Source organism: Pseudomonas frederiksbergensis (assembly GCF_003732665.1).
Lineage (GTDB): Bacteria > Pseudomonadota > Gammaproteobacteria > Pseudomonadales > Pseudomonadaceae > Aquipseudomonas > Aquipseudomonas frederiksbergensis_G.
Window position 1 is genome coordinate 80,991 of the sequence record NZ_MOBP01000002.1, and the last position, 26,281, is coordinate 107,271.

26 protein-coding genes and 1 tRNA gene are annotated in these 26,281 nt (G+C 60.9%); 10 read left to right on the forward strand and 17 right to left on the reverse strand.

Annotated features, from left to right (window positions below; genetic code table 11):
• Positions 1-31: 31 nt before the first annotated feature.
• From BK665_RS03295 to BK665_RS03320, 6 genes are all read right to left on the reverse strand, one after another.
• On the reverse strand, positions 32-370 hold the full coding sequence (locus BK665_RS03295; RefSeq protein ID WP_123402848.1) for a hypothetical protein: 339 nt from the start codon (positions 368-370) through the stop codon (positions 32-34).
• Positions 371-615: 245 nt separating this feature from the next.
• Positions 616-690: transfer RNA gene (locus tag BK665_RS03300), tRNA-Gln, on the reverse strand.
• A gap of 89 nt (positions 691-779) precedes the next feature.
• On the reverse strand, positions 780-1,892 hold the full coding sequence (locus BK665_RS03305) for an agmatine deiminase family protein (RefSeq protein WP_123402849.1): 1,113 nt from the start codon (positions 1,890-1,892) through the stop codon (positions 780-782).
• A gap of 14 nt (positions 1,893-1,906) precedes the next feature.
• Positions 1,907-3,004 carry an extracellular solute-binding protein gene (locus BK665_RS03310; protein WP_123402850.1) on the reverse strand — a complete coding sequence of 366 codons (1,098 nt, stop codon included), beginning with the start codon at positions 3,002-3,004 and terminating at the stop codon, positions 1,907-1,909.
• A gap of 2 nt (positions 3,005-3,006) precedes the next feature.
• On the reverse strand, positions 3,007-3,915 hold the full coding sequence (gene aguB / locus BK665_RS03315; protein ID WP_123402851.1) for an N-carbamoylputrescine amidase: 909 nt from the start codon (positions 3,913-3,915) through the stop codon (positions 3,007-3,009).
• 4 nt (positions 3,916-3,919) lie between these two features.
• On the reverse strand, positions 3,920-4,963 hold the full coding sequence (locus BK665_RS03320; protein WP_123402852.1) for an agmatine deiminase family protein: 1,044 nt from the start codon (positions 4,961-4,963) through the stop codon (positions 3,920-3,922).
• A gap of 134 nt (positions 4,964-5,097) precedes the next feature.
• On the opposite strand from BK665_RS03320, the gene BK665_RS03325 reads away from it, so the two are divergent.
• Together BK665_RS03325 and BK665_RS03330 are read left to right on the forward strand one after the other, a co-directional pair.
• Positions 5,098-5,952, forward strand: coding sequence for a LysR substrate-binding domain-containing protein (locus BK665_RS03325; RefSeq protein ID WP_123402853.1), 855 nt, complete (start codon positions 5,098-5,100; stop codon positions 5,950-5,952).
• A gap of 146 nt (positions 5,953-6,098) precedes the next feature.
• On the forward strand, positions 6,099-6,371 hold the full coding sequence (locus BK665_RS03330; protein WP_123402854.1) for a DUF2790 domain-containing protein: 273 nt from the start codon (positions 6,099-6,101) through the stop codon (positions 6,369-6,371).
• A 47-nt stretch (positions 6,372-6,418) separates the two neighbouring features.
• Here BK665_RS03330 and BK665_RS03335 read toward each other — a convergent pair whose 3' ends face one another.
• The 5 genes from BK665_RS03335 to BK665_RS03355 form a co-directional block, all read right to left on the reverse strand.
• On the reverse strand, positions 6,419-7,351 hold the full coding sequence (locus BK665_RS03335; protein ID WP_123402855.1) for a LysR family transcriptional regulator: 933 nt from the start codon (positions 7,349-7,351) through the stop codon (positions 6,419-6,421).
• Positions 7,352-7,496: 145 nt separating this feature from the next.
• Positions 7,497-8,447, reverse strand: a complete 951-nt coding sequence (locus BK665_RS03340) for an aldo/keto reductase (protein ID WP_123402856.1) — start codon at positions 8,445-8,447, stop codon at positions 7,497-7,499.
• A 31-nt stretch (positions 8,448-8,478) separates the two neighbouring features.
• Positions 8,479-9,942, reverse strand: a complete 1,464-nt coding sequence (locus BK665_RS03345) for an efflux transporter outer membrane subunit (protein WP_123402857.1) — start codon at positions 9,940-9,942, stop codon at positions 8,479-8,481.
• 20 nt (positions 9,943-9,962) lie between these two features.
• Positions 9,963-11,417, reverse strand: a complete 1,455-nt coding sequence (locus tag BK665_RS03350) for a DHA2 family efflux MFS transporter permease subunit (RefSeq protein WP_123402858.1) — start codon at positions 11,415-11,417, stop codon at positions 9,963-9,965.
• Positions 11,417-12,544 carry an HlyD family secretion protein gene (locus BK665_RS03355; protein WP_123402859.1) on the reverse strand — a complete coding sequence of 376 codons (1,128 nt, stop codon included), beginning with the start codon at positions 12,542-12,544 and terminating at the stop codon, positions 11,417-11,419. The genes BK665_RS03350 and BK665_RS03355 overlap by 1 nt, the downstream gene beginning before the upstream one ends.
• A 226-nt stretch (positions 12,545-12,770) precedes the next feature.
• Here BK665_RS03355 and BK665_RS03360 point away from each other — a divergent pair, with 226 nt between their 5' ends.
• Both BK665_RS03360 and mug read left to right on the forward strand, forming a co-directional pair.
• Positions 12,771-13,394, forward strand: coding sequence for a TetR/AcrR family transcriptional regulator (locus BK665_RS03360; RefSeq protein ID WP_123402860.1), 624 nt, complete (start codon positions 12,771-12,773; stop codon positions 13,392-13,394).
• Between the two features lie 9 nt (positions 13,395-13,403).
• Positions 13,404-13,949, forward strand: a complete 546-nt coding sequence (gene mug, locus BK665_RS03365) for a G/U mismatch-specific DNA glycosylase (RefSeq protein ID WP_123402861.1) — start codon at positions 13,404-13,406, stop codon at positions 13,947-13,949.
• Here the strand turns inward: mug and BK665_RS03370 are convergent.
• Positions 13,908-14,843, reverse strand: coding sequence for a Ppx/GppA family phosphatase (locus BK665_RS03370; protein WP_123402862.1), 936 nt, complete (start codon positions 14,841-14,843; stop codon positions 13,908-13,910). The two genes, mug and BK665_RS03370, sit on opposite strands and share 42 nt — an antisense overlap.
• A 190-nt stretch (positions 14,844-15,033) precedes the next feature.
• Between BK665_RS03370 and ppk2 the strand changes: the two genes are divergently transcribed.
• Both ppk2 and BK665_RS03380 read left to right on the forward strand, forming a co-directional pair.
• Entirely contained in the window at positions 15,034-15,951 is a 918-nt protein-coding gene (gene ppk2, locus BK665_RS03375; protein WP_123402863.1) for a polyphosphate kinase 2, read from the forward strand.
• A 171-nt stretch (positions 15,952-16,122) separates the two neighbouring features.
• A complete protein-coding gene (locus BK665_RS03380) occupies positions 16,123-17,787 on the forward strand; it encodes a sensor domain-containing diguanylate cyclase (RefSeq protein ID WP_123402864.1) in 1,665 nt (554 codons plus the stop codon).
• Positions 17,788-18,650: 863 nt separating this feature from the next.
• On the opposite strand, the gene map is transcribed toward BK665_RS03380, so the two are convergent.
• Both map and BK665_RS03400 read right to left on the reverse strand, forming a co-directional pair.
• Complete coding sequence (gene map, locus BK665_RS03395) at positions 18,651-19,451, reverse strand: type I methionyl aminopeptidase (RefSeq protein ID WP_375538923.1); 801 nt, start codon at positions 19,449-19,451, stop codon at positions 18,651-18,653.
• Positions 19,448-19,699 (reverse strand): ParD-like family protein, encoded by a 252-nt coding sequence (locus tag BK665_RS03400; protein WP_123402866.1) that lies wholly within the window; start codon positions 19,697-19,699, stop codon positions 19,448-19,450. The genes map and BK665_RS03400 overlap by 4 nt, the downstream gene beginning before the upstream one ends.
• Positions 19,700-19,723: 24 nt before the next feature.
• Between BK665_RS03400 and BK665_RS34405 the strand changes: the two genes are divergently transcribed.
• Complete coding sequence (locus tag BK665_RS34405; protein WP_185076414.1) at positions 19,724-19,882, forward strand: hypothetical protein; 159 nt, start codon at positions 19,724-19,726, stop codon at positions 19,880-19,882.
• A gap of 244 nt (positions 19,883-20,126) precedes the next feature.
• Here BK665_RS34405 and BK665_RS03405 read toward each other — a convergent pair whose 3' ends face one another.
• Both BK665_RS03405 and ptrR read right to left on the reverse strand, forming a co-directional pair.
• Positions 20,127-20,462, reverse strand: coding sequence for a hypothetical protein (locus BK665_RS03405; RefSeq protein WP_123402867.1), 336 nt, complete (start codon positions 20,460-20,462; stop codon positions 20,127-20,129).
• A 100-nt stretch (positions 20,463-20,562) separates the two neighbouring features.
• Positions 20,563-21,441 carry a putrescine utilization regulator PtrR gene (gene ptrR, locus BK665_RS03410; protein WP_123402868.1) on the reverse strand — a complete coding sequence of 293 codons (879 nt, stop codon included), beginning with the start codon at positions 21,439-21,441 and terminating at the stop codon, positions 20,563-20,565.
• A 100-nt stretch (positions 21,442-21,541) separates the two neighbouring features.
• Between ptrR and BK665_RS03415 the strand changes: the two genes are divergently transcribed.
• Positions 21,542-22,933 carry an aldehyde dehydrogenase family protein gene (locus BK665_RS03415; protein WP_123402869.1) on the forward strand — a complete coding sequence of 464 codons (1,392 nt, stop codon included), beginning with the start codon at positions 21,542-21,544 and terminating at the stop codon, positions 22,931-22,933.
• A 24-nt stretch (positions 22,934-22,957) separates the two neighbouring features.
• Here BK665_RS03415 and BK665_RS03420 read toward each other — a convergent pair whose 3' ends face one another.
• A complete protein-coding gene (locus BK665_RS03420) occupies positions 22,958-23,863 on the reverse strand; it encodes a bifunctional helix-turn-helix transcriptional regulator/GNAT family N-acetyltransferase (RefSeq protein WP_123403120.1) in 906 nt (301 codons plus the stop codon).
• A gap of 555 nt (positions 23,864-24,418) precedes the next feature.
• On the opposite strand from BK665_RS03420, the gene kdpF reads away from it, so the two are divergent.
• Both kdpF and kdpA read left to right on the forward strand, forming a co-directional pair.
• Positions 24,419-24,511, forward strand: a complete 93-nt coding sequence (kdpF, locus tag BK665_RS03425) for a K(+)-transporting ATPase subunit F (RefSeq protein WP_123402870.1) — start codon at positions 24,419-24,421, stop codon at positions 24,509-24,511.
• The gene (gene kdpA / locus BK665_RS03430) at positions 24,508-26,280 is read left to right on the forward strand and encodes a potassium-transporting ATPase subunit KdpA (RefSeq protein WP_123402871.1); all 1,773 of its coding nucleotides are present in this window, start codon (positions 24,508-24,510) and stop codon (positions 26,278-26,280) included. Before kdpF ends, kdpA begins: the two co-directional genes overlap by 4 nt.
• Position 26,281: the final 1 nt, after the last annotated feature.

The following is a 26,281-nucleotide window of genomic DNA, read 5'->3' on the forward strand; positions in this document are numbered from 1 at the left end:
CCAAAGGAGCATCGTTAAAAACGCTGAGCGGTTACAGGCATTCCTGAGCGGCACGCTCGAAACTGGACGGGATGAAGTTCGACGCGAGCAGGTGGCGCTCATACAGAAACACTTTGCCGCCGCCGTTCGGGGCTTTGTAGGCTTCCAGTACGTTGTCCGCCGAAACCTTGCTCGGCACCACGATCCGGTAGCTGCGCTGGGTTTGCGAAACCGTCGGGGCCAGGGCACTGCCCTGAAGCTTGGGCACGACGCAATCGGCGTACTGGGCCGGGGTCTTGTGGGTTTGCAGGGTCAGCGTCGGGTCATTAGGCGCGGAGGCGCAACCGGCTAGCAGCAACGGCACAACGGCCAGTCGGATCAATGTCTTCATCGCACAAGTTCCAGGGCAACGTTTTCGATGGAGGCGATTCTCGACGTTTACCCGACGAAGTAGAACTTGCGTTTGGTGATGGTCACTATTGCTTGAACCGATAGTTGCGCCTGTTTGATCCGCAGGCACGCCCGAGCCCACCGCACAGGCGGCATGACGTGTGCGCCATCGGACTTTTTCGTCGGGAACGAAAAAGGGGACAGGTCCATTTTGTGAAAAATAGTTCTGTCCCCTTTTTGGGAATATGGCAGGGGCGGCTGGATTTGAACCAACGCATGGCAGGATCAAAACCTGCTGCCTTACCGCTTGGCGACGCCCCTGCAAGAGCGGGCGGAAATTTATCAACTTTCGCTCGCTCTGGGAAGCCCCCAATGCAAGTTAAATGTGTTTTAAAACAGCCACTTGTCCGTTACACCAACGGTTGATGACTGGTAACGCAGTGAATACCGCCTCCTCCGGCGCTGATGGCGTCGATATTGAGCTGCACCACCTCACGCTCCGGGTAGAGCCGGGACAGCAGCGTAAAGGCCTTGGCATCGGCGACCGCATCGCCAAACTCCGGCGCAATGATCGCCCCGTTGATCACGAAATAGTTGATGTAGCCCGCGGCAAAATCCGGGTTTTTGCGGTTGAATTTGCTCCGGCGCGGCTGCAGCGGCGGCGACACAGTGTGCACCTGTAGCTTGCGGCCATCGGCGTCCGTGGCGTTCTTGAGAATCTCCAGATGAGCGCGGGTGACCTTGTAGTCGAATGACTCGGGGTCGTTGTCGAGATTGGCGATCACCACGCCTGGCTTGGCGAAACGCGCATAGAAATCCACGTGGGCATCGGTGATGTCCTTGCCCTTGATGCCCGGCAGCCAGATGATTTTGCGCAGGCCCAGTCGGGCCTTCAATTCTTCCTCGACCTCGGCCTTGCTCCAGTCGGGGTTGCGGTTGGCATTGATCCAACTGCTTTCGGTCATGATCCCGGTGCCGTGGCCATCCACTTCAATCGCCCCGCCCTCGCCCACCAATTCGCTGCGCAGGTGATCGGCCTTGGCACCGCGCGCGACCAAGGCAGCCAGTTTCGCATCCTTGCCGTGCCGCTGTTTGTTGCCCCAGCCATTGAAGTTGAAGTCCACGGCGCCCAGCCCACCCTGCCCGTCGACCACAAAATTGGCGCCGATATCACGCATCCAGATGTCGTCGAGTTCGGTGGTGACGTAAGTGATGTTGCCCGTGCCGCAGTGTTGCTCGGCCAGTTGCCGCTCGCGCTGGCGACAGAACACGGTCACCGGCTCATAGCGGGCGATCGCCCGGGCGACCCGGCCAAGGGCCGCTTGCACGTCGGCGGTGAAATCCTCCCAGATTGCCTCCTGCGCACCGAATGCGATGAAGGCCCGCTGGTGTTTGTCGCCCTCATCCGGCATGTGCCAACCCTGAGCGGCAGCCACTTGCACGGGCGTCAAACCCAAGGACGCCGCGATGCCTGCACCGGCGACCACCGATACCTGTTTGATGAATTCCCGACGCGTCGACATGTAGGGTTCCCTGATCATTTCGCAGTGGCTGTCTTGAATTTGGTCCAGGTACGCATGCGCGCTCGCATGTCTGCCTGGGGAATGTCCTTGCCCGGAATCAGCCGTGCATAGGTCGCCTCATCGAGGTAGATATCCGGGTTATTGCGCATCGCCGCATCGACGCTCGGACGGGCCTTGGCATTGGAAGTCGGGTAGCCGGTGAAGTTACTGATGGCCGCCATGTTCTCCGGGCGCATGACGAAGTTGATGAACGCGTAGGCATATTCCGGATGCTTGGCATCGACCGGAATGGCCATGGTGTCCATCCACACCGTGGTGCCCTCGCGGGGGATGCGGTACTGGAACGAGGTGCGCTTGCCGGCGCTGTCCGAGGTCCGTTGCGCCTGGGTCATGTCGCCGCTGTAGCCGAGGGACAGGCACAGGTTGCCGTTGACCAGATCGGTGACCGGTTGCGACTGAAACTTGCGAATGTACGGTCGCAGTTTCATCAGCAAATCACTGGCCGCCGCCAGGTCTTCAGGCTTGGCGCTGCGCGGCTCGCGACCGAGGTAGTTGAGCACCACCGCCAGCACTTCGTCCGGGGAGTCGATCATCGAGATCCCGCAATCGGCGAATTTGGCCGCCAGTTCCGGTTTGAACAACATATCCAGGCTATTGACCGGTGCATCCAGCAGGCGCTGCTTGATCTGTTCGGCGTTGTAGGTCAGGCCGATGGTGCCCCAGGTGTAGGGCACGGTGGCTTTCCTGGAAAATTCGTACTGGGATCGCAGCTTCTGCAAACCGGGCTCGATGTCATCCACAGCAGTGAGTTTGGCTTGATCCAGCGGCATCAGGCTGTGGGCGCGCATCAAGCGCTCCGACACGGTGTCCCCGGGAAAGATCAGGTCATAACCACTGCCGCCGGCGAGCATTTTCGCTTCCAGGGTTTCGCTGCCATCCATGACGTCGTAGATCACCTTGATCCCGGTTTCGGCGGTGAATGTGCTCAAGGTGTCTTCAGCAAAATAATCGGCCCAGTTGTACAGCCGCAGGGTCTTCTCCTCGGCGTGCAGCGAAGGCGCGGCACACGCCAGGGTCAGAGTCGCGAGCAACAGTTGGTTGGCAATACCCATGATCAAACCCCTTGAGTGGCCCAGCGTGAATGGAGGTGACGGCCGTCCTGGCTCAGCAGCGCGCCGTACATGTCCGGGCGACGGTCGCGGTAGATGCCCCAGCTCAGGCGCTCTTCACGCATCGCCGCCAGGTCCAGGCTGTGCACCAGGACGACGGTGCTGTCGCGGTCGGCCTCAGCGAGCAATTTTCCCTTGTGGTTGCAGATGAACGAGGAACCGTAGAAACCCATTTGCAGGCTCGGGTCAGTGGTCGCCACTTCGCGCCCGACGCGATTGGCCGCCACCACCGGCAAAATGTTCGCTGCTGAATGGCCGCGCATGGTCATCTGCCAGTGATCCCGGGAATCGAGGGTCGCGCAGCCCGGCTCGGAGCCGATAGCCGTGGGAAACAGCAAGACTTCGGCGCCCATCAACGCCAAACAACGGGCGGTCTCGGGGAACCACTGGTCCCAGCAAATACCCACGCCGAGGCGCCCGAACGCGGTGTCCCAGACCCGGAAACCCGTATCGCCGGGGCTGAAATATTCTTTCTCCTGATAGCCGATGGCGTTGGGGATGTGGGTCTTGCGATACACCCCCGACAAGCGCCCGTCGGCGTCGGCCACGCTCAAGGAATTGAAGTACGCATTGCCGGCCTTCTCGAACCAGCTAAGGGGCAGCACCACCCCCAATTCCTTGGCCAACGCAGCGAAGCGTTTGAGCACCTGGCTGTCGCGATATTCTTCGGCGAGCGCCAAGTGTTTGTGGCTTTGCTCGATGCAGAAATACGGCGTGGCAAACAGCTCTTGCAGCAGGATCACTTGCGCACCTTTGGCTGCCGCCTCGCGTACCAATTGCTCGGCCAGATCGAGGTTATTCGGCAAGTCCCAGGTGCACGGCATCTGGGTGGTGGCAATCGTTAACAGGGTCATGGCCTCAACCCTCCACTGGCCAGGCCGGCTGTTGCTGGGTGATGCAATGCACCCCGCCGCCGCCATGGGCCAAATGGTTGATCCGCACCGGCACCACCTCGCGCCCAGGGAAGGCTTGAGCCAGCACCTCGGCCGCCGCGTGGTCGGCGTCGATGCCATAGGCCGGCATGATGATCGCGCCGTTGGCGATGTAGAAGTTGGTGTAGGAAGCGCAGAACACTTCGGCTTCGGTGTCCACGGCGTCGGTGGCTTCGAACAGTTCGATCAGCTCGAATTTGCGGCCCTGGGCATCGGTGGCCAGTTCCAGGGCACGCCGATTTTCCCGAGCCACTTCGGCGTACACCGATTGCTTGTCGTGGGTCGCGTCCACCAGCAACACGCCGGGACGGGCGAAGGCGCAGACGCCATCGACATGGCCATCGGTCATGTCGCCGGTCACGTAGTCCGGATCGCCGGGCAGCCAGATGGTTTTCTTCACCCCAAGCAATCGGCTGAAAATGTCTTCCATCTCGGCCTTGCTGATGTCCGGGTTGCGATTGGCGTTAAGCAGCACTGACTCGGTAGTGATCAGCGTGCCTTCGCCATCGACGTGAATCGCGCCGCCTTCGTTGCTTAGCGGCGTGCCAAAGCACGGCACGCCGAGGTGATTGAGGGCGCGGCGTGCCAGGCTTTCGTCGAGGTCGTGGGCCGATTTGCCGCCCCAGGCGTTGAACCGCCAACTCACACCCGCCAATCCCTGTTGAGGGTGGCAGACGAAGCTTGGGCCGGAGTCGCGGCACCAACTGTCGTTGACCGCCAACGGGATCAGCTCGATGTCAGGTCCGCACAGCGCTTTGGCACTGGCGATGGCCGAAGGATCGACGACCATTTTCACCGGTTCGAACCGGGCGATGGCATTGGCCACGCCGGCGAAATCCTCTTGCACCTGCGCCAAGGTAACGCGCCAACCGGACTCCCACAGCGCCTGATTGTGTGGCCACACCATCCAGGTCGCGGCGTGTTTGACCCACTCTGCGGGCATCATCCAACCCTTGTTGTTCTGCTGCATGATCAGTACCTTTTAGTTAAGACATTGTGTTCAATGAAAACTGTCTCGAAAGTCTTGGCCTGAATGCTACGGCGGGTAAAACGGGCAAACAAACGATGGATTTAGTGGAAAACTGATTAGAGGAACTTATCGATATGCTCAAGCACTGGCCCCCGCTCAGCACCCTTCGCGGGTTTGAAGCCGCCGCCCGACTGGGCAGTTTTCACAAGGCGGCCGCCGAGCTGAACCTCACTCAATCGGCCATCAGCCAGCAGATTCGCAGCCTTGAGGCGTACCTTGAGCAACCGTTGTTTTTCCGCAGCGGCCGCAGCGTCGCCCTGACCGATGCCGGGCACGATTTGCTCAGCACCACTCAGGCGCTGCTACAACAACTGGCCGTGGGCATTCGGCGTCTCGGGCAATACCAGAAACCCAATCAACTGGTGCTCAACACCACGCCGGCGTTCGCCCGGCATTGGCTGCTGCCACGTCTGGGGGATTTTCGCCGCCAGCATCCGGAGGTGGATTTGTGGATCTACAGCACCGATGAAGTCCCGGACATGACCACCCAGACCATCGACGTCGCAGTGCGCGACGACATCAGTTCCCAGGCCGAATGCAGCTTCAAAGTGCTGCACGCCGACCGCCTCTACCCGGCCTGCCACCCGAGCCAATTGGCGCTGCCCCAGGCACAACGCACGACCCTGCACGGCGAGCGGGAAATGGACTGGAGTCATTGGGCGGTGGAGGCCGGGATCGATGTCGGTCAGCAGGATCAAGGGCTGAACTTCTCCGATCCCGGCCTGTTGCTGGACGCGGCGTGTGCCGGGCTTGGAATCGCTCTGGTCAGCGAACTGCTGAGTTGCCAGGCCCGGGCCAATGGCCTGTTGCAACCCTTGGTGGAGCAAACCATTCGTGGGCCGAACTGGGCGCTGCTGACCCATCGTGACAGTGAAACCAATGCGCGCAGTTTCAGCGAGTGGCTGCTCAGTCAGTTGGGGGCGATCTGACGGTTTTATTCATGCGCGATCTGGCAACAGTGTTTGTCCGGTTGCCGGCTATTTGAAGGAAGAACAAACACCTAGCATCGTCTCTACCCGCTGAGCAAAGGGCCTGGCGGGTCAAACAACTCACTTTGAACGAGACGGTGAACATCATGAAACTTTCAAGCATTGCGCTGTTTTTTGCTCTTGTCGGTGTTGGCGCACACGCCGTTGCCGATGACGCCAACGCCCCTGCCGCCACCAGTCAACCGCCGGTGGAAAGTTATGCTTACGGCATGAAACTCGACATTCAGAAAATCATTTCAATCACCGATACCGCTGATCAATGCGGCCCGGTGCCAACCCAAATGACCTATGAAGATTCCCAGGGCAAGCGCCATGTGATGCAGTACCAAATCATGGGCACCGGCTGTTCGAACGGTTGATCCCGTGTGGTCAATGGAGGGTCGACACTCCATACCGACGGGCATCACTACTGGACTGAACGCACTATTTTTTCATCGGCAGCCAACACGCCTGGAATGTAGCTTTTCAAGAAATCCACCCAGGTCTTTATTTTTGCATCGACGAATTTGCGTGAAGGGTAGATGGCAAACAGGTTGAACTCTTCAAGATGATAATCAGGCAATACCCGCACCAGACTCCCCGACTTCAGCCCGCCGACGGCTGAAGCAATCGGCTGGATACCAATCCCCATCCCGGTACTGATCGCCACGGCCATGCCATCTGCGGTGTTGATATGGAAGGGCGATTCAGGGATGTTGATTGTCTCCACCCCCACCGGCCCTTCAAAGGCCCAATGCTCGACCGGCATCACGGTATTGACCATTCTCAGACAATCATGGGCCCCCAGCGCACTCGGCGATTCGGGGGTTCCGCGTTTTTCCAGGTACGCAGGCGACGCGCACAAAATGCTGTAGGTGATGCCGAGCCGCTGGGCGACAAAGCCCGAATCGGGCAGATCCCGCGCCAGCACAATCGACATGTCATAGCCCTCCTCCAGCAAATCCGGCAGCCGATTGGTCAGGGTCAAATCAAACATCACCGTGGGATGCGTCTCGCGGTATTTGGCAATGGCATCGATCACGTAATGATTGCCGATGGCGGACATCGCGTGAATCTTCAGCCGGCCCACCGGCATCACCTGGGCAGTGCCCGCCTCCTCATCCGCCTCCCGCACCTCATCGAGGATTTTCTCGCAACGTTGCAAGTAGCGCGTGCCGGCCTCGGTCAACGCCAGGCGTCGGGTGGTGCGGTTGATCAGGCGCGTGTGCAGCCGGGCTTCGAGGCTGGAAACGGCTTTGGAAACGTTGGTTGTGGTGGTGTCCAGTAACTCTGCGGCTGCGGTGAAGCTGCCGCTTTGCGCGACGGCGACGAAGAAACGCATGGTCTGGAAAACGTCCATCAATGGCACCTCAGAGGCTACGAATAAAAATCGTCACCGTATTAAATGTGGGAGCGGGCTTGCTCGCGAAAGCGGTGTATCAGACAACTATGATGCCGACTGACACGCCCTCTTCGCGAGCAAGCCCGCTCCCACAGGTTTTGCGTTATTGCTTGCGTGGGATAAACCCTGGCACGCCGGTTTCCACCACGGAGTTGAATCGCACCCGGGTAGTAATCTCTTCCTTGATCTCGCGCATGGCCCGTTGCGGCAAGGTAGCAATATCGATGTTCTCCTGGATATGGCTTGGTGTGGCAGATGTCGTCAAAAACGCCACGCCACGCTGTACCGACCAGGCCAACGCCACTTGCGCCGGGGTTTTCTGCACGCGCTTGGCGATGCCGGTAATCACCGCGTCTTCCAGCACGTTGGGCTCCATGCCATGACCCAGTGGCGCAAACGCCAGGACGATGATGCCGTGCTCCTGGCAAAACTCCAGCAGTTCCCATTCCGGCAGATACGGGTGGGATTCCACCTGCACCACGGCGGGTTTGATCCGCGCCTGGGCGACAATCGCCTTCAAGGCCGGCAACGTGATATCCGACAGACCAATCGACTTGCACCGGCCTTCATCCACAAGGCGCTCCAGCGCTCGCCACGTCTCGATCAAGGTCACGTCAGAATCGTAGATAACAAACCCCAACGCGTCTCGCGGATCCTGGTTATCACCGGGCTGGAAGGCAAACGGCGTATGGATCAGGTAGCAATCGATGTGATCGACCTGGAGCCGTTGGCAACTGGCTTCGAAAGCCGCCTGAACACGCTCGGGACGATGGTTGGTGTTCCACAGTTTCGTGGTGATGAACAGCTCCTCGCGCCGGATCTTGCCCGCATCCAGCACCTCCTTCAAAGCAACGCCGACCTTGTCCTCGTTGCGATAACGTTCGGCGCAATCGAAATGCCGGAACCCGGCGTCCAGCGCATCCTTCACGGCTTGCGTGGTCGTGCCGAGATCGCGAAACAACGTACCAAACCCAACGGCCGGAATCCGACCTGTGCCGTGATTCAGCGCGAATGTGGTATCGCGAAGTCCATCGTGAAAGGCTTCATATGACATGTCTTTACTCCACAACTTGGGGCCGCAGCCGTTATTGATACGAATGTTTCGGTGCTTCGCCAGACGCCACTTTCTGTTCGAACACACCGACGGAATTACCACCCAGGGCCACGTACAACCGCACCGTGTCGAGGTATTGCGCGGTCTTCACGCGGATCTGCCCCAGCAACGCCTGCTCATAGGCCCGCTCGGCTTCCAGCACTTGCAGGATGCTGTTCTCGCCTTGGGCGTAGGCTTGCTGATTCAGGCGAAAACTGCTGTCGGCGGCGCGCAACGCGTCTTCCTGGGCAAGGTTTTGCTCGGCGTCATGGTTGATCGCTTGCAGCGTGTCCGCGACCTGACCGAACGACTTGATTACCGTTTGCTGATAGCCCGCGAGGGACGCCTGGTAGCCATCGACCGCAGCCTGGCGTTCAGCCTTGAGCGTGCCGCCATTGAAAATCGGCGCGGTCAGCCCGGCGGCAAACCCCCAGAGCGCGGCGCCGCCATTGCCGGACGCGGCTTGCGCCAGCGACGCGGACAGCTCGATGCGGGGATAGAGGTTGGCGGTCGCCACACCCACCGCCGCACTGGCCATGTGCAACTCGGCTTCGGCTTGCAGGACGTCCGGCCGGCCGTGGGCCAATTCCGAAGGCAGGCTGACCGGCACGTTGGACGGCAAGGCAAACTCGGCGAGCTCGAACTCCGGCGCAACCCAGTCACCCGGGCCTTTACCGGTGAGGATCGCCAGCGCGTGCCGCGCCGAATCACGCTGCTGCGCCAAGGGCGGCAACAACGTGCGGTCCTGGGCCAGACGCGTTTCGGCCAGGGACACATCGATCTGAGTCGTCGCGCCACTGGCGTGGGCCGCTCGCACCAGGTCGAGGTTCTTGGCGTCGTTGACCAGCAGTTTTTCCACCGCTTGCATCTGCGCGTTGGCCGACGCCAGCAACAGCGCCTGACTGGCGACATCACCGGTCAGGGTCAAGTACGCCGCCTCGTAGCGATGGGTTTGCAGTTCGGTGAAGGCTTGTTGCTGTTCGACCAGACGCTTGTTCCCGCCAAAGGCGTCAAGGTCAAAACCGACTCGCGGGCCGATGGCATAAAAGTTGGAAACCGAAGCCTCGGGGGCATTGTGGGTTCGTTGACGGCCAGCCTGGGCGCCGAAATCGACCTGCGGATACAACGCGCCCTCCGCCGCCGCGACCGAGGACGCCGCTTGCCGGATGGTTGCGTCCGCCGCCACCAGCTCCAGGTTGCCGTCGATGGCGCGCCGCACCAAGGCGTCGAGCTTCGGCGAACGGAACGCCGTCCACCAGTCGCCATTGATCTTCTTGCCGATGTCGATATTCCGGGCGAGGCGCTGTTCGGCCTGTTGGTCGTAGTGCTGCGACCCGTTTGGCGCAGGGGTTTGAAAGTTCGGGCCGACGGTGCAGGCGGACAGGAACACCAGGAATGACATCGCGCCGACCAGGGTGGGCATGTGTCTGTTGAATACGAGCGAATGAGTGTTCATTGGGCAGACTCCACGACAGATCAGTTGGTCGGAACAGGTTTGCGAAGCAACAGAATCAACGGGCTCACCACCAGCATCGCCAGCAGCAAAATCTTGAACTGATCAATCACCGCAATGAACGCGGCTTGGCCGGTGATCATTTCGTTGAGCCCGCCCAGGGCTTGTAGGGGCAGGCCCTGCACCGAGGCGTGATAAGGCGTGACGTGGCTCGCCAGCGCCAGGTGCATTGCCTGGGTGTTGTTGAAGAAAAAGGTCTGCACCACCGCCACGCCAATCGTGCTGCCGTAGACCCGGGCCAGATTGAAGAAACCGGTGCCTTCGGGTCGCAGCTTAGGGTCGAGGGTGTTGAACGCGACCTTGCTGATCGACGGCATCAACACTCCCAGGCCAATACCCTGGAGAGCACCGGCAATCGCCACCGGCGGCCAGTCCATCAACGGCGAATAACCGAGCATCAGCCAGTTGGCATACGCCACCAGCGCCACACCCGCGGCGACGAAAATTCGCTGGTCGATGTGCGCGGGAACGCGGCCCATCAGGATGAAAGCGCCGACCAGTCCGGCACCCCGTGGAAGCGTCAGACAGCCGGTCAGGACCGGTGGGAAGCCGAGGATTTCATCAAGCATCGGCGAGGTCAGGGCCATGGTCGACAGCAGCACAAAACCGAGGGCGAAGAAGATGATCGTCGACAACACAAAGTTGCGATCCCGGAACAAATGCTTGTTGAGGAAATGCACTTTCGCGGTGAACACGTGCACCACAAACAGGTACAACCCCAGCCCGGCGGCGCAAGCTTCCAGCCAGATCTCCGGCGAAGCGAACCACTCCAGGCGTTCGCCCCGGTCGAGGAACATTTGCAGGCCGATCATGCCCAGGGTGAAGGTGCCGACGCCGAAAAAATCAAACGGCGAACGTCGCTCGGCTTTCTTCTCGGCCAGCAACAACGTCGCCGCGAGGAGGATAAATGCCAGCAGCGGCAGGCTGATATGGAACATCGAGCGCCAGCCGTAATGCTCGCTGAGCCAGCCGCCGATACTCGGCGCGGTGGCGATGCCCAGCAGCACGATGGCGGTGAACGTCGCGCCGAATGTCCCTCGCTTCGCTGCGGGCAATGTCTCCAGGGCAATCGCCATCGACAGCGGTGCGAGCACGCCACTGGCCACGCCCTGCACGATCCGCGCACCGATGAATTCCAGCGACGTGGTTGCGTGGGTGGCGAGCAGCAAGCCGAGGGCGAACACGGCAATCGCGAGCTGAAACATAAAGCGCAAGCCGAAACGCCCGGCGAGCCACTGCGCCACCGGCAGCGTGATCGCGCTCGCCGCTAGGTAGGCGGTGAAGATCCACCCGGCCTGATCGTCGGTCATCGACAGGCTGCCCTGGATAAACCGCAGCGCCGAGTTCGGCAACGGCAGGTTCGCCGATTGCAGGTAGGTCGTCAGCAACGCGGCGAACCTCAATGTGCGCGTATTCATCAGAAGATCCCCACGGTCAGCAACGACTTGAGCGGACGCCACCACGGCGTGCGAAAACCGGTATCGACCTTGACCGTGGCGCTGGTCCCCGAGAACAGCGGCAACGCGGGGTCCGTCTCGTCGAGCTCAAGCCGCACCGGTACGCGCTGTACCACTTTGACCCAGTTGCCGGTGGCGTTTTCCGGCGGCAACAGGGCGAAATCCGCACCGGCGCCGGGGCTCATGCTGGTGACGTGGGCCTTGAACACGTGATCGGGGTAGGTGTCGATGCTGATCGTCGCTTCCTGGCCGGGGCGCATGTGCGTCACTTCGTTTTCGCGGAAGTTGGCTTCGACCCACACCTTGCGCGCGGACAGCAGTGCGAAGGCTGGGCTGCCGTTATTGACGAAGTTGCCCACCTGCAAATCGTCGACCTTGGCCACAATGCCGTCGTCCGGCGCATACACCGTCGCGTAGGACAGATAGAGCTGCGCCTCATCGAGCTGGGCCTTGGCCTCGTGCACCGTCGGGTGGCGATCGGCGTCGATATCGGGATCACCGTTCAGGGCAACCACGGTACTGGCGATCTGTTGTTCGATCGAGGCGATGCGTTGCCGCGACACTTTGAGGTCGGTGTCGGCACGCTCATAAATGGCGCGAGAGACGAACTCGGTGGCCACCAGCGCTTTCTTGCGGGCAAATTCCTTTTGATCGAAACCCGCCGACTCCTTGGCCGATTGCAATTCCGCCTGTTGCTGGCGATAGCTGGCCTTGAGGCCGTCGATGCGCAACCGTGCGACGCTCAATTGGGCCTGAGCTCGATCAACGGCAATCTGGAACGGTTTAGGGTCGATGCGAAACAGCACCTGGCCCTTTTTCACGGGCTGGTTGTCCTCAACTGCAATATCGATGACTTGCCCTGACACCCGCGCATTGATCGAGGCCTTCGCTACCCGGGCGTAGGCGTTATCGGTGGTGACGAAGGGCTGCCCCGCCACGTAGTGGGCATAGCCGACGGCGGCGAAGATGACCGGCACACCGATCATCAGCAAGGGACGCAGTTTTTCCTTGAGCGGCTTCTTGATGGGCGCGTCCGGCCCTGGATGCTCGACGGCGGGTGACGCTGAGAGATCGAACTGTTTGGTCATGATCGAATGCACCTGTAACCGGAAAATTGGGGAAAACATCCGCAAAAAACAGCCATACCGTGTGCGGTCGGGAGGATCGCTCCACCGCACCTGTTTCGTCGCCGCAACACCCCGTTCGAGCTCCGCTACAACAAACCTTCAAGGCAAGGAATTTTTGGTTCCTTAATTTTGTGCGATGATGTAAGAATATCGACGAACCCAAATTCCATCAAGGATTTTGTACGACATGGCACAAAAAAAGATTACCGAAGGCAAAGGACGTGGCCGTCCCCGCGCTTATGACCCGCAAACCGCGCTGCAGCAGGCGCTGGGCGTGTTCTGGAACACCGGTTATTCCGGCGCCTCCCTGGACAGCATCGCCACGGCGGCCGGCATGAATCGCCCGAGCCTCTACGCCGCGTTCGGCGACAAACACGCGCTGTACATCAAGGCACTTGAGCAATATTGGGAGTTCGCGGCGGCGGCGATGCACGAAGCGCTGACCGACAGCAGCCTCACCTTGCGCGAGGCGCTGATGCGCTTTTATGAAGGGCAGTTGTCGATTTACTTCTCGGGTGAAGGCCAGCCACGGGGTTGTTTTGCGATTGGCACGGCAACCACCGAAGCGGTTGAGGACCAGGAAATCCGCGACGTGCTGTCAGACCGCTTGAGCCGACTCGATACCGACCTGGAAACCCGCCTGCAAACCGCCGTCAGCGCCGGCGAATTGAAAGTCGATGCCGACCCTGCGGCCCTGGCCGTGCTCGCATCGTCCCTGCTGCACAGCATTTCAATCCGCGCACGGGCCGGCAAATCCCGGGCGGAACTGACCGAACTGGTGCGCAATGCGGTCAGCGTGATCTGCGGATAAGGGGCTTTTATGGAGGGACTCGAAGACATTCTGGCCGAGCATCTGGCGGTGATTTTCTGCGGCATCAACCCGGGCATGATGGCCGCCGCTCAGGGTCATCATTTTGCTGGCAGAAGTAATCGCTTCTGGCGCACGTTGCACCTGGCCGGTTTCACGCCAGAACAGGTGCAACCGGAAAACGACCGGACGATCTTGCAGTACCGCTGTGGACTGACGGCTGTGGTTGACCGTCCGACAGCGCGGGCGGATCAATTGTCTCTGGAGGAGTTCACGACCGCCGCCAAGGCCTTCGAACAGAAGATCACGCGTTATGCGCCGCGCTTCGTGGCGTTTCTCGGCAAAGCGGCGTATTGCGCGTTATCCGGGCAACGGGATATTGCGTGGGGGTTGCAGCCAAAGACCTTTGGCGGCGCGGCGGTGTGGATCTTGCCCAATCCGAGCGGGAGGAATCTTGCCTTCTCGCTGGATCAACTGGTCAGCGCCTACCAGCAACTGCGCACGGCGCTAGACGAGTCAGTGCCGATTCATCAACCCATGCATGACCCCAAAGCGTAACCCCGGCTCGGAGGGTGTCATGTGCGAGATGCCAAACACCTTGAACGCCGCCAGCATCACCACCAGGCCGCCGGGCAGAATGCTCAGGCGATGGGTTTGCAGCCCGGCCAGTTTCAGTTGTTTGACGTGCCCCACTTCCAGCAGCCGCAACGACAAGCGCAACAACCCGCCGTAGGTGATGCCGCTTTGGCCATCGTCGTTGAGGCCATTGGCCTTGAGCACTTTGGCCAGCATCCGCGCGGTGCCGGACGAACCGATGGTCTGCTGCCAGCCCAATGCACGATAACGCCGGGCGACTTTTTCGAATTGCAGCGAGGCCACACGTTCGGCTTCAAGCAGCGCCTGGGCGGTGATGCGGCCGCCATGAAAGTAGCGTGAACCGAAGGTGCCGCTGCCGATGGCGATGCTTTCGGTGACCAGCGGCTGGGTGCCGCGCCCCAGGATCAACTCTGTGGAGCCACCGCCGATGTCCACCACCAGGCGCTGACTCTCGACACCCGGCAGCGTATGGGCGACACCGGCGTACACCAGGTGCGCCTCTTCCTGCCCGGTAATCACGTCGATGCGAAACCCCAGGTGGCGCTCGGCGCTGGCGAGGAACAGTTGCGCATTATCCGCTTCGCGCACCGCGCTGGTGGCCACGGCCCGCACCCGGCATGACTCAAAGCCACGCAGTTTCTTGCCAAATCGCGCCAGCGCCTGCCAGCCGCGATCCAACGCCAGTTCGTCAAGCGCCCCACCCTGGAATCCCTCGGCCAAACGGACCGGTTCACGCAGGGTTTTCACTTCCTGGATCGCCCATTGCTGGTTTCGTTTGACCGACTGGCCAATCATCATGCGAAACGCATTGGACCCAAGATCAATGGCCGCAAACAGGGAGGCGTCTCCTTTCATGGTCGGGATTCCTGGCAGATTCATCAGCCCGCAAACGGAGCCTTCAAGACGGTTTGCGAAGATCTTGCCATGGCTTAGGTGACACGAAGATGACACCGCCCTATGCAATGTCCTACAGCCTTTTCGTCACCACTTCGTCATATCTCCCGCAATACCATGTCAACGCCACCTTCCACGGGAGCCTCCCACCATGCTTGCGAATAACGACACCCTGATACAGCGAATCCACCGCGAGCTGCTCGATCACAGCGACGAAGAACTGGAACTGGAACTGCTGGAGGACGGCCACAACCTCGACGAGCTGTTCGACGGCCACGTCAACGACGGCAGCGAGAAAGAAGAACGACGCCGCTATTTCAGCGAACTGTTCCGTCTGCAAGGCGAACTGGTGAAGCTGCAAAGCTGGGTGGTCAAGACCGGCGCCAAAGTGGTGATCCTGTTCGAAGGCCGCGACGCCGCCGGCAAGGGTGGCGTGATCAAGCGCATCACCCAGCGCCTCAACCCAAGGGTGTGCCGCGTCGCCGCCCTGCCCGCGCCGAATGATCGCGAACAGACCCAGTGGTACTTCCAGCGCTACGTTTCGCATTTGCCGGCGGCGGGGGAAATCGTGCTGTTCGACCGCAGTTGGTACAACCGCGCCGGGGTCGAAAAGGTCATGGGCTTTTGCAACGATGATCAGTACGAAGAGTTTTTCCGCACCGTGCCAGAGTTCGAGCGCATGCTCGCCCGCTCCGGCATTCAGTTGATCAAATATTGGTTCTCGATTTCCGACCAGGAACAGAACCTGCGCTTCCTCAGCCGCATCCATGACCCGCTCAAGCAGTGGAAACTCAGCCCCATGGACCTGGAATCCCGCCGGCGCTGGGAAGCCTATACCAAGGCCAAGGAAATCATGCTCGAACGCACCCACATCGCCGAAGCGCCGTGGTGGGTGGTGCAAGCCGACGACAAGAAGAAGGCGCGCCTGAACTGCATCAGCCACCTGCTCAAGCAAATGCCCTATGAAGAAGTCGAGCAGCCGATGATCGAACTGCCCCAGCGTGTGCGCCAGGAAGACTATTCCCGCAACCCGACGCCACCGGAGCTGATCGTGCCGCAAGTCTACTGATCGTCATCATTCTGTCATCTGACAGGGTCAATACTCAGGTCATACAACGCGTGTTTTTTTATTGCTGCCTTAACCGGCGGCATTTTTTTTGCCTGATGATTTCTCCCATTGGCTTTTCCAAACCAGTCATTGCGCCTACCATGCCGCCAACCCCGAACGGCAGTCATTCTCATGTTTAAAGCAAGCCTGCGTAGCCACCTGACCCTCTGGTTTGCCGGTTTGTCGCTGCTCACGTTAATGAGCGTGGGTTTCTACGTCGGCCATATCGCCACCGAGCAGATGAAGCAGGCGAGCGGCAATGCGTTGTTGAGCACCGCCAAGTCGGCCGCTGAACTGCTGGGGGCGCAACTGCGTGAGCGCCAGCTCGAAGTATCCCTGCTCAGTCGCGCGCCGTTGTTCAAGCGCGGCAACCTCGACGATCCAGACATTTTGACCTCGATGGAACTGCGCACCCAGTCCCGCGCCGAATACGCCTGGATGGGCGTGGCCGATGCGGATGGCCGGGTGCGCCAAGCGGTGAACGGGCTGTTGGTCAATCAGTCGGTGAAGGAGCGTCCGTGGTTCCAGGCCGGGTTGCGCAGTGACTACACCGGCGATCCGCACGAAGCGGTGTTGCTGGCCAAGCTGCTGCCGGGCAACCCCGGTGGCGAGCCGTTGCGCTTTATTGATTTCGCCGCGCCGATCCGCAATACCAAGGGTGAAGTGGTGGGTGTCCTGGGCGCCCACGCGCACTGGAGCTGGGTGACCAGGATTGTCGATGCCGCTGTGTTGCAAAAGGGCACGCCAGACGTCGAGGCGTTGATCGTCGATCACGACGGCAAAGTGCTTTACCCGGAACAACTCGCCGGGGAGCAGTTGCCCAATCTGCCCGGCACATCGCAAAAACCCGGCGCTGGGCCGGGCTGGTCGGTGGGCCATGGTTACCTGACCAGTGCGGTCGCGGTGCCGACGCCGTCGAGCGCGGGCCTCACGTGGTACATCGCGGTCAGGCAACCGCTGGACATCGCCCTGCAGCCGGCGCGGATCCTGTTTTACAAGTTACTGGCGCTGGGGGTTTTGGCGGCGGTGATTTTCGGTCTGGTGGCGTACTACCTGGCGCTGTACCTCAGCCGCCCGATCGAACAACTGGCCCGGGCCGCCAAGCAGGTGCGCGAGCAGCAACCGGACGTGGTTTTTCCGGTGCATCACTCCGTGCGGGAAATCGCCCAACTGGTGCAGTCGATCCAGGGCATGACCCAGTCATTGCTCGGCAAGGAGCGCGAACTGCAAGACGCCAATGCGTCCCTGGAAGCCACGGTCGCGCAACGCACCGCCGCCCTCACCCAGGCCAACGCCGATTTGCTGAAACTGGCGATCCACGATGGGCTGACCGGCGTGTTCAACCGTCGCCGATTCGATGAAAAACTGGCCGAATGCAGCCTGTTGTTCCAGCGCACGGGACGTCCGTTCGCGTTGCTGTTCATCGACGTCGATCACTTCAAGCGCATCAACGACACGTACGGCCATGCCATCGGCGACGAGGTGCTGAAACACCTGGCCCGGCTGATCCAGGGCAGCACCCGCGCCACCGATTTTGTCGCTCGCTACGGTGGCGAAGAGTTCGCCGTGCTGTTACCGGAAATCGAAGAGCCGGAAAGCCCCGACGTCGTGGCCGAGAAAGTCCGTGCAGCCATCGCCGGGGCCTCCTTTGCCACGGTTGGCCGGGTCACCGTGAGCATCGGCGTGGGCCTGGCCGAACTCTCGGACAGCAACACCTCAGCGCTGATCAAACGCGCCGATCAGCAGTTGTACCAAGCCAAGGGCGCGGGACGGAATCGGGTTTGCAGCACCGCCTGAATCCCCAAGACGGGCTCAAATCCCCTTGTGGGAGCGGGCTTGCTCGCGAAGAGGCCGTGTCAGTCAACATCATCGTCGACTGACATACCGCTTTCGCGAGCAAGCCCGCTCCCACAGTTGATCGTGTTGAAAATAAGCTCTTCGTCCCCACACAAATCCCTTGTGGGAGCGGGCTTGCTCGCGAAGGGGCCGTATCAGTCGACGTCATCGTTGACTGACACACCGCTTTCGCGGGCAAGCCCGCTCCCACCGTTGATCGTGTTGAAAATAAGCTCTTCGTCCCCACACAAATCCCGTGTGGGAGCGGGCTTGCTCGCGAATAGGCCGTGTCAGTCGACATCATCGTTGACTGACACACCGCTTTCGCGAGCAAGCCCGCTCCCACCGTTGATCGTGTTGTGAATGAGATCCTCGTCCCCACACAAATCCCTTGTGGGAGCGGGCTTGCTCGCGAAGGGGCCGTGTCAGTCGACATCATCGTTGACTGACACACCGCTTTCGCGAGCAAGCCCGCTCCCACAGTTGATCGTGTTGAAAATAAGCTCTTCGTCCCGACACAAATCCCTTGTGGGAGCGGGCTTGCTCGCGAAGAGGCCGTGTCAGTCAACATCATCGTTGACTGACACACCGCTTTCGCGAGCAAGCCCGCTCCCACCGTTGATCGTGTTGAAAATAAGCTCTTCGTCCCGACACAAATCCCGTGTGGGAGCGAGCTTGCTCGCGAAGGGGCCGTGTCAGTCGACATCATCGTTGACTGACACACCGCTTTCGCGAGCAGGCTCGCTCCCACCGTTGATCGTGTTGAGAATGAGATTCTCGTCCCCACATAAATCCCACAGGGGCATCGGTTTATCCGGGAGTGGTTACGGCGCCGGATAGCCTTCTACCTGATCCGGCCATGAGGTCAGGACTTCGAAGCCGTCGTCGGTGACCGCCACCATGTGCTCCCATTGCGCCGACCAGGACAGGTCCTTGGTCACCACGGTCCAGCCATCGGCCAGGGTTTTCACGTGGCGCTTGCCGGCGTTGAGCATCGGCTCGATGGTGAAGATCATCCCGGTCTTGAGCGTCATCCCCTGGCCCGGAAAGCCGTAATGCAGAACCTGCGGCTCATCGTGATAGACCTTGCCAATGCCGTGCCCGCAGTACTCGCGCACCACACTGAAGCCGTCGCGCTCGGCCACGCTCTGGATCGCGTGGCCAATATCGCCCAGCGTTGCACCGGGGCGCACCACGCGGATCCCGGCGCACATGGCTTCATAGGTGGTCTGCACCAGGCGACGCGCCTCCGGGCTCGGCTCGCCGACGAAATACATGCGGCTGGTGTCGCCGAACCAACCATCCTTGACCACGGCAATGTCGATATTAACGATGTCGCCGTCCTTCAGGATCCGGGACGACGGGATGCCGTGGCACACCACTTCGTTGACCGATGCGCACACGGTTTTCGGAAAGCCGTGATAGCCGATGTTGCCGGGAATGGCCTTCTGCACATTGACGATGTAGTCGTGGCACAGCCGATCAAGGTCGTCGGTACTGACCCCGGCCTTGATGTGCGGCGTGATCATCGCCAGCACTTCAGCCGCCAGTTTGCCCGCCACGCCAGACTGAGCGATTTGCGCCGGGGTGTTGAACGGGACGTTGGCTTTCACAGCACGGTTCATTGCACGGCTCCCGCGACGACTGGCGACTCATCGGCCAGTGCGCACACCTGTTGCAGATCGAGGCCGCCGGCCTGTTCAGCACGGATCAGCAAACGGCAGATCGCGTTGTGATCGAGGTCCGGGTGCAACTCGGCGAGCATGCCGATGCGCATCCAGTGCTCGGCCTGGGCGTTGATCGAGCGGCTCAGCGCATTGCTGGCGACGCGCAGATTCTCGTGCATGTCTTCTGAAATTTTGACGATTCCCACAAATCCATCCGATATGAAATGCATATGAAACGTATACTACTTCAACAAATCGCCGGGCCGCAAATCTCGATAGCTTTTTTCCGTCCTGCGCAGCTTTTGCTTGGGCACAATCGATCTAAAAAGACCGGCCCGGACCTTGGATTTATTGGCTATTCTGAAGTTGTAGGTGAAGACGCAGACTGATGCGCAAGAGGATAGCGAGAACGCGTGGGGCGCGCTCCGAAGGGTACACGGTTAGAAAGATCTCCGCGCTGAGATCCAGCCCTTATGCCGTGTGAGGCAGCAACGCACAAAACGTTACTGTGAGAGGCCTGATAAATCTCGTAAGCCGGAGACCAGCACCGGCCACCTACTCAAATTTAAAAGCCCGCTTCGTGCGGGCTTTTTCATGCCTGCGGACTCTCAGGGCATGACCTCCCACAGGGGCTTACTGAACGGTTTTCAGCTTGATCACATCACCCGAAACCTTGGTGGTGTAACCGGTCAGGACGTAAGCCCAGAACCAGTTTTCCTGCACCTGGGTGTTGATCATGGCATCGCCGCCCTTGGCCTTGATCGCTGCATCTTGTGCGCGAACAAAACGGTTGTTGTGCTTGATCGGGATGCAACCGAACAGCAGCAGGCCCGTGGCGGTGGCTTCGCTGTGGCCCAGGACGGTGTATTGGTTAGCGTCGTAGTGCTGGGTCGTCATCGGGGTGCCAGTGCAACCTGCCAAAACCAGACCGAACAGTGCAACGGCAACCATCTTGCTGAGGTAATTCACGGTGTAACTCCATTTAGAGAACGCTCCGGATCCATCTCCCGAGCGGCGCGCACTCTACCGGAAATAGTGGCCAATTGGTATCAGCACTGCCAGCTCTTTTTCAGGCCGCTGCTTGCACCACGCCCCGCTCCTCCAGTAAACGCACAAACATGGTCAGGCTTTGCGACACCGTGCCCCGGCGCCAAACCAGCCAGGTGCGCAAATAACGGAAAGACTGCGACAGCGGCCAGACGCTCACCGTGGTGCAGCCCGGCATGCTGTCGAGCATACTGCGGGGCATCAGCGCCAGGCCCGCACCGGCACTGACGCAGGCGAGCATGCCGTGGTAGGACTCCATCTCGAAAATCTTGCCCGGCACGGCGGCGTCCTTGGTGAACCAGCTTTCAAAATGATGCCGGTACGAGCAGTTGGAGCGGAACGCATAGATGTTTTCGCCGTTGACGTCCCGCGCGCGGTGGATCGGCGCATGGTTGAGCGGTGCGATCACCACCATCTCCTCCTCGAACGCCGGCACGCCTTCCAGGGCCGGGTGTAGCACCGGGCCGTCGACGAACGCGGCGGCCAATCGCCCGGAAAGGACGCCGTCAATCATGGTGCCAGACGGCCCGGTGGACAGGTCCAGCTCAACCTTGGCGTGCTTTTGATTGTAGGCGGCCAGCAACTCGGGAATCCGCACCGCCGCTGTGCTCTCCAGCGAACCGAGGGGGAACGAGCCTTGGGGCTCTTCGCCCGCCACGGTGGCCCGGGCTTCCTGGACCAGGTCGAGAATGCGCCGGGCATAGTCGAGAAAACTCCACCCCGCCGGTGACAGGCGCAAGCGGCTTTTCTCGCGGATAAACAGATCGACGCCCAGATCCTGCTCCAATTGCTTGATCCGCGTGGTCAGGTTCGACGGCACCCGGTGGATGTGCTGAGCCGCCGCACTGATGCTGCCGTGCTCGGCGACAGCCTTGAAAATTTCGAGCTGGACCAGATCCAAGTCATTCTCCAAACGTGAACGATACGCTCAGTATTATTCAGTTTCCAGAAAACAACCACCCCAGTAACCTGAGCCCATACCCACCCAGCAGGACGGTGCCATGACCCAGGTTTCCAGTCACACCCACGCCATCTCGATCAACCCCGCCACCGGCGAGCAGATCGGCAACTACCCTTTCCAATCCCCGGCCGCACTGGACGCCGCCCTCGCCCGTGCCGCCAGCGGCTTCTCCGTGTGGCGCCGCACGCCGCTGCAAAAGCGCTCGCAGTTGTTGACCGCCCTGGCCAACGCACTGCGTGAAGACGCGCCGAAACTGGCGCGCATGATCACCCTGGAAATGGGCAAGCCCATCACCCAGGCCCGGGGTGAAATCGAAAAGTGTGCGCAACTGTGCGAGTGGTACGCCGAACACGGCCCCGCCATGCTCAACGCCGAGCCAACCCTGGTTGAAGGCGGCAAGGCACGCATCGAATACCGCCCGCTGGGCCCGATCCTCGCCGTGATGCCGTGGAACTTCCCGATCTGGCAGGTGCTGCGCGGCGCCGTCCCCGCATTGATCGCTGGCAACACCTACGTGCTCAAGCACGCACCGAACGTGATGGGCTGCACCTATCTGCTGCGTGATGCGATCCAGCGCGCCGGGTTCGCCGACGGTGTGTTTGAAGTGATCAACGTCTCGCCGGAGGGGGTTTCCACCGCCATCGCCGATCCGCGCATCGCCGCCGTAACCCTCACCGGCAGCGTGCGCGCCGGCATGGCCATCGGCGCCCAGGCCGGTGCCGCGTTGAAGAAGTGCGTGCTGGAACTGGGGGGTTCCGATCCGTTCATTGTGCTCAACGATGCCGACCTCGACGACGCCGTAAAAGCGGCCGTGATTGGCCGCTACCAGAACTCCGGACAAGTCTGCGCGGCGGCCAAGCGCTTGATCATCGAGCAAGGCGTGGTCGAGGAATTTACTCGCAAATTCGTCGAAGCCACCCGCCAACTGGTGATCGGCGATCCACTGGCCGCCGAGACCTACATCGGTCCGATGGCGCGTTTTGATCTGCGTGAGGAACTGGACCAACAAGTGCGCGCCACCCTGGAAGAAGGCGCGACCCTGCTGCTCGGCGGCCACAAAGGCGATGGCCCGGCCAACGTCTACGAGCCCACCGTGTTGGGTGACGTCACCGACCAGATGACCTCGTTCAAGCAGGAACTGTTTGGCCCGGTGGCCTCGATCATCACCGCCCGGGATGCCGACCACGCGCTGGCCCTGGCCAATGACAGTGAATTCGGCCTGACGGCCACGATCTACACCCGCAACCTGGAACGGGCCAAACACCTGGCCGATGAACTGGAAACCGGCGGTGTGTTTATCAATGGCTACAGCGCCAGCGACCCACGGGTGACCTTTGGCGGCGTGAAGAAAAGCGGCTTTGGCCGTGAACTGTCGCACTTTGGCGTGCGGGAGTTCTGCAACGCGCAGACCGTGTGGCTGGATCGCCGCTGAGTGCATCGACCTGCCTGGGAGCCTTTAGCTCCCAGGTGGGTTGCCCGCCCCGGGCCGAACAAACCACTGACCCGTAATCCGCCCTCCCCAGTGCTCCCCCTCTTCCTCCCGCGCCAACGTAAATCCCACGTCTTCATACAGCTTGCGCGCCGCATCCAGACCTTTGAACGTCCAGAGCTTCGTCGCCCGAAAACCCCATTCGTCGCAGAACCTGATCGCTTCAGCCAGCAGGCGCTTGCCGGCACCCTTGCCCCGGGCGCTGTCATCGAGAATAAAACAACGCAGCACCGCATCCTCCCCTTCGCCATCAATGGCAATCGAACCGACAATCCGCTCGCCATCCAGCGCCACCCATACCTCGTTGCGCGGGTTATGCAGGCGCCCCATCAACTCGGCCATGTCGCTGGCCACCAGGCTTTCGAACGGCTGGCCGAAGTTGGCGTGCCTGGCGTAATAGGTGGCGTGCATTTCGACCATGCGCCCGATGATGCCGGGGCGATAACCCCGAGCGATCTGCAACGGGGTATCCGGTGGTGGCGCACCGAGCCGCTGGGTGCGCAGGGCTGCCGCGTAGTGGCCGAGCCCATCGCTGACCGTTTGCTGCTGCGTGCGGGTCAAGTGCGTCATGGCCGCGCTGACCCGCTCAATAGCGAAGGCATCCACCGCGCGCAAGGTTTGCCGGCCTTGCTCCGTGAGTTGCAGCTTTTTCGAGCGCGCATCCTGCTCGTTGGGGACCTCTTCAATCTCCCCGGCCTCGATCAGCTTGCGCACCATGCGGCTGACACTGGATTTCTCCAGCCCCAACAGCGCCACCAGTTCCACCGCCGTCAGGGAATCGCGATTGCCCAACTCGACGATGGTGTGCACTGAGGACGGCGGATAGTCCGTTGCCGCCAGCGTGGCTTGCATAAAACCCAACTCGCGCACCATCAGGCGCGACGCCGAGCGAACGTGGTTAATCAGGTTGGAATCGATCACGGCGCGCACCTCGTGTGTAACGTTGATTTAGTTGTATCGCACAACAAAATAATCGTCAACGCACGGCGGGATTTTGCTGATCGGCGTGCAGGTTGTAGGAGCAAAGCTTGCTCGCGATGAACGATAACGCGGTGTGTCAGGCCTGACGCCTTCGCGAGCAAGCTCGCTCCCACAGGGGGCCTGGGCCGCCCACACACCCTGCGAACAACACAAGACAAAATGTGGGAGCGGGCTTGCTCGCGAAGGCGGTGTGTCAGGCGACATTGTTATCGACTGGGCCGACGCCTTCGCGAGCAAGCTTTGCTCCTACAGGTTTGCGTGGGTCTTTATGAGATCTTTATTCCCCCACCTTCAATCCTGATAACAACTTACCAGGCATCTCTCTAGGCTTTTGCTCATAGCAGGAGGGAACGCCATGGACTTCATTTTTATCATCCTCGGTGCCGTGTTTGTCATCAGTCTGATCGGCCTGGCCTATGGCTGCGCGGCGCTGGACAGGAGACGGTCATGACCGGTTTTTATCTGTTCGGCGGCATCATCGCGGCCGGGTTGCTGGTGTACCTGGTCGCCGCGCTGTTTTTTCCGGAGGACTTCCTATGACCACTCAAGCCTGGATCCTCCTCGGGGCCTTTTTGCTGGTGTTGGGTCTATTGGCCTGGCCCCTCGGGCGGTGGTTGACCACGGTGATGGAGGGCCGCTTTGCCCTCGGCACGCGGATTGAGTCGCCGCTGTATCGCCTGGCCGGGGTCACGCCCGAAGCGCAGATGAGTTGGCTGCAATATGCCCTCGCCCTGATCCTGTTCAACGCCCTGGGATTGCTCTTCGTCTATGCCCTGCAACGCTTGCAAGGTTTTCTGCCGTTCAACCCGCAAGGCTTCGGCGCGGTGACGCCGGACTCGTCGTTCAACACCGCCGCCAGTTTCGTCACCAACACCGACTGGCAAGGCTATGGCGGTGAATCAACGATGAGCTACCTGACGCAGATGCTCGCGCTCACCGTACAAAACTTCCTCTCGGCCGCCACCGGCATCGTCGTGGCCGTGGCGCTGATTCGCGGCTTCGCCCGCCACAGCGCCAGCAGCATCGGCAACGCCTGGGCCGACCTGACCCGCATCACGTTGTGGGTCCTGCTGCCGCTGTCGCTGATCTTCGCGCTGTTCTTCGTCAGCCAGGGCGCGATCCAGAATCTGGATCCCTACAAAGACGTGACGACGATGGAAGTCATGCAGTACCAGGCGCCAGTGCTCACAGACGCCGGCCAACCCAAGCTCGACGCCCAGGGCAGCCCCGTCACCGTGGCCGCCAGCACCGACAAGCAAACCATCGCCATGGGCCCGGTCGCCTCGCAAGAAGCGATCAAGATGCTCGGCACCAACGGCGGCGGTTTCTTCAATGCCAACTCGGCGCACCCTTATGAGAACCCCACCGCGCTGACAAATTTCCTGCAACTGATCGCGATTTTCCTGATCCCGACTGCGCTGTGTTTCGTCTTCGGCCATGTCGTCGGTGACATCCGCCAAGGCTGGGCGCTGCTGGCGACGATGAGCATTATTTTTGTGGTCGCAGTGATCGCCGTCACCCACTACGAACAACTGGGCAACCCGCAGTTTTCTGCGCTGGGCATCGATACGACGGCAGGCAATATGGAGGGCAAGGAACTGCGCTTCGGCATCAGCGCCTCCAGCCTGTTTGCTGCCGTGACCACCGCCGCGTCCTGCGGGGCGGTCAACGCCATGCACGACTCGTTCACCCCGCTGGGCGGCGCGGTGCCGCTGGTGTTGATGCAACTGGGTGAAGTGGTGTTCGGCGGCACCGGCTCGGGGCTGTACGGGATGTTGGTGTTCGCAATTCTGGCGGTGTTTATCGCCGGGCTGATGATCGGCCGCACCCCGGAATACCTGGGCAAGAAGATCGAAGCCTACGAGATGAAAATGGTCGCCATCGCGATTCTGGTGACGCCGCTGCTGGTACTTTTCGGCACCGCCATCGCGGTCATGGCCGAGGCCGGACGGCTGGGGATCGCCAACCCGGGTGCCCACGGGTTTTCAGAAATCCTCTACGCCTTCAGCTCGGCCGCCAACAACAACGGCAGCGCCTTCGCCGGGCTGTCGGCCAACACGCCGTTCTACAACACCATGCTGGCGATCGTCGCCTGGTTCGGCCGCTTCGGCGTGATCGTCCCGGTGCTCGCCATCGCCGGCAGCCTGGCGGCGAAGAAACGCCTGGCGGTCACCGGCGGCACCATGCCCACCCACGGCCTGCTGTTCGTGGTGCTGCTGATCGGCACGGTGCTGCTGGTCGGTTTGCTGAACTACGTGCCGGCGCTCGCGCTCGGACCTGTCGTCGAACACCTCAATCTGATCAAGTGAG

What these genes read in the sequence shown, in the direction of transcription:
- BK665_RS03335 (WP_123402855.1), bottom strand. Translation starts at nt 7,351, where the DNA reads ATGGACGTTTTCCAGACCATGCGTTTCTTCGTCGCCGTCGCGCAAAGC.
- BK665_RS03330 (WP_123402854.1), top strand. Translation starts at nt 6,099, where the DNA reads ATGAAACTTTCAAGCATTGCGCTGTTTTTTGCTCTTGTCGGTGTTGGC.
- BK665_RS34405 (WP_185076414.1), top strand. Translation starts at nt 19,724, where the DNA reads ATGAAACGTATACTACTTCAACAAATCGCCGGGCCGCAAATCTCGATA.
- BK665_RS03360 (WP_123402860.1), top strand. Translation starts at nt 12,771, where the DNA reads ATGGCACAAAAAAAGATTACCGAAGGCAAAGGACGTGGCCGTCCCCGC.
- BK665_RS03350 (WP_123402858.1), bottom strand. Translation starts at nt 11,417, where the DNA reads ATGAATACGCGCACATTGAGGTTCGCCGCGTTGCTGACGACCTACCTG.
- BK665_RS03305 (WP_123402849.1), bottom strand. Translation starts at nt 1,892, where the DNA reads ATGTCGACGCGTCGGGAATTCATCAAACAGGTATCGGTGGTCGCCGGT.
- BK665_RS03295 (WP_123402848.1), bottom strand. Translation starts at nt 370, where the DNA reads ATGAAGACATTGATCCGACTGGCCGTTGTGCCGTTGCTGCTAGCCGGT.
- mug (WP_123402861.1), top strand. Translation starts at nt 13,404, where the DNA reads ATGGAGGGACTCGAAGACATTCTGGCCGAGCATCTGGCGGTGATTTTC.
- BK665_RS03345 (WP_123402857.1), bottom strand. Translation starts at nt 9,942, where the DNA reads ATGAACACTCATTCGCTCGTATTCAACAGACACATGCCCACCCTGGTC.
- aguB (WP_123402851.1), bottom strand. Translation starts at nt 3,915, where the DNA reads ATGACCCTGTTAACGATTGCCACCACCCAGATGCCGTGCACCTGGGAC.
- BK665_RS03320 (WP_123402852.1), bottom strand. Translation starts at nt 4,963, where the DNA reads ATGCAGCAGAACAACAAGGGTTGGATGATGCCCGCAGAGTGGGTCAAA.
- map (WP_375538923.1), bottom strand. Translation starts at nt 19,451, where the DNA reads ATGAACCGTGCTGTGAAAGCCAACGTCCCGTTCAACACCCCGGCGCAA.
- ppk2 (WP_123402863.1), top strand. Translation starts at nt 15,034, where the DNA reads ATGCTTGCGAATAACGACACCCTGATACAGCGAATCCACCGCGAGCTG.
- BK665_RS03310 (WP_123402850.1), bottom strand. Translation starts at nt 3,004, where the DNA reads ATGGGTATTGCCAACCAACTGTTGCTCGCGACTCTGACCCTGGCGTGT.
- BK665_RS03380 (WP_123402864.1), top strand. Translation starts at nt 16,123, where the DNA reads ATGTTTAAAGCAAGCCTGCGTAGCCACCTGACCCTCTGGTTTGCCGGT.
- BK665_RS03355 (WP_123402859.1), bottom strand. Translation starts at nt 12,544, where the DNA reads ATGACCAAACAGTTCGATCTCTCAGCGTCACCCGCCGTCGAGCATCCA.
- BK665_RS03415 (WP_123402869.1), top strand. Translation starts at nt 21,542, where the DNA reads ATGACCCAGGTTTCCAGTCACACCCACGCCATCTCGATCAACCCCGCC.
- BK665_RS03325 (WP_123402853.1), top strand. Translation starts at nt 5,098, where the DNA reads ATGCTCAAGCACTGGCCCCCGCTCAGCACCCTTCGCGGGTTTGAAGCC.
- BK665_RS03370 (WP_123402862.1), bottom strand. Translation starts at nt 14,843, where the DNA reads ATGAAAGGAGACGCCTCCCTGTTTGCGGCCATTGATCTTGGGTCCAAT.
- kdpA (WP_123402871.1), top strand. Translation starts at nt 24,508, where the DNA reads ATGACCACTCAAGCCTGGATCCTCCTCGGGGCCTTTTTGCTGGTGTTG.
- BK665_RS03420 (WP_123403120.1), bottom strand. Translation starts at nt 23,863, where the DNA reads ATGGTGCGCGAGTTGGGTTTTATGCAAGCCACGCTGGCGGCAACGGAC.
- BK665_RS03340 (WP_123402856.1), bottom strand. Translation starts at nt 8,447, where the DNA reads ATGTCATATGAAGCCTTTCACGATGGACTTCGCGATACCACATTCGCG.
- kdpF (WP_123402870.1), top strand. Translation starts at nt 24,419, where the DNA reads ATGACCGGTTTTTATCTGTTCGGCGGCATCATCGCGGCCGGGTTGCTG.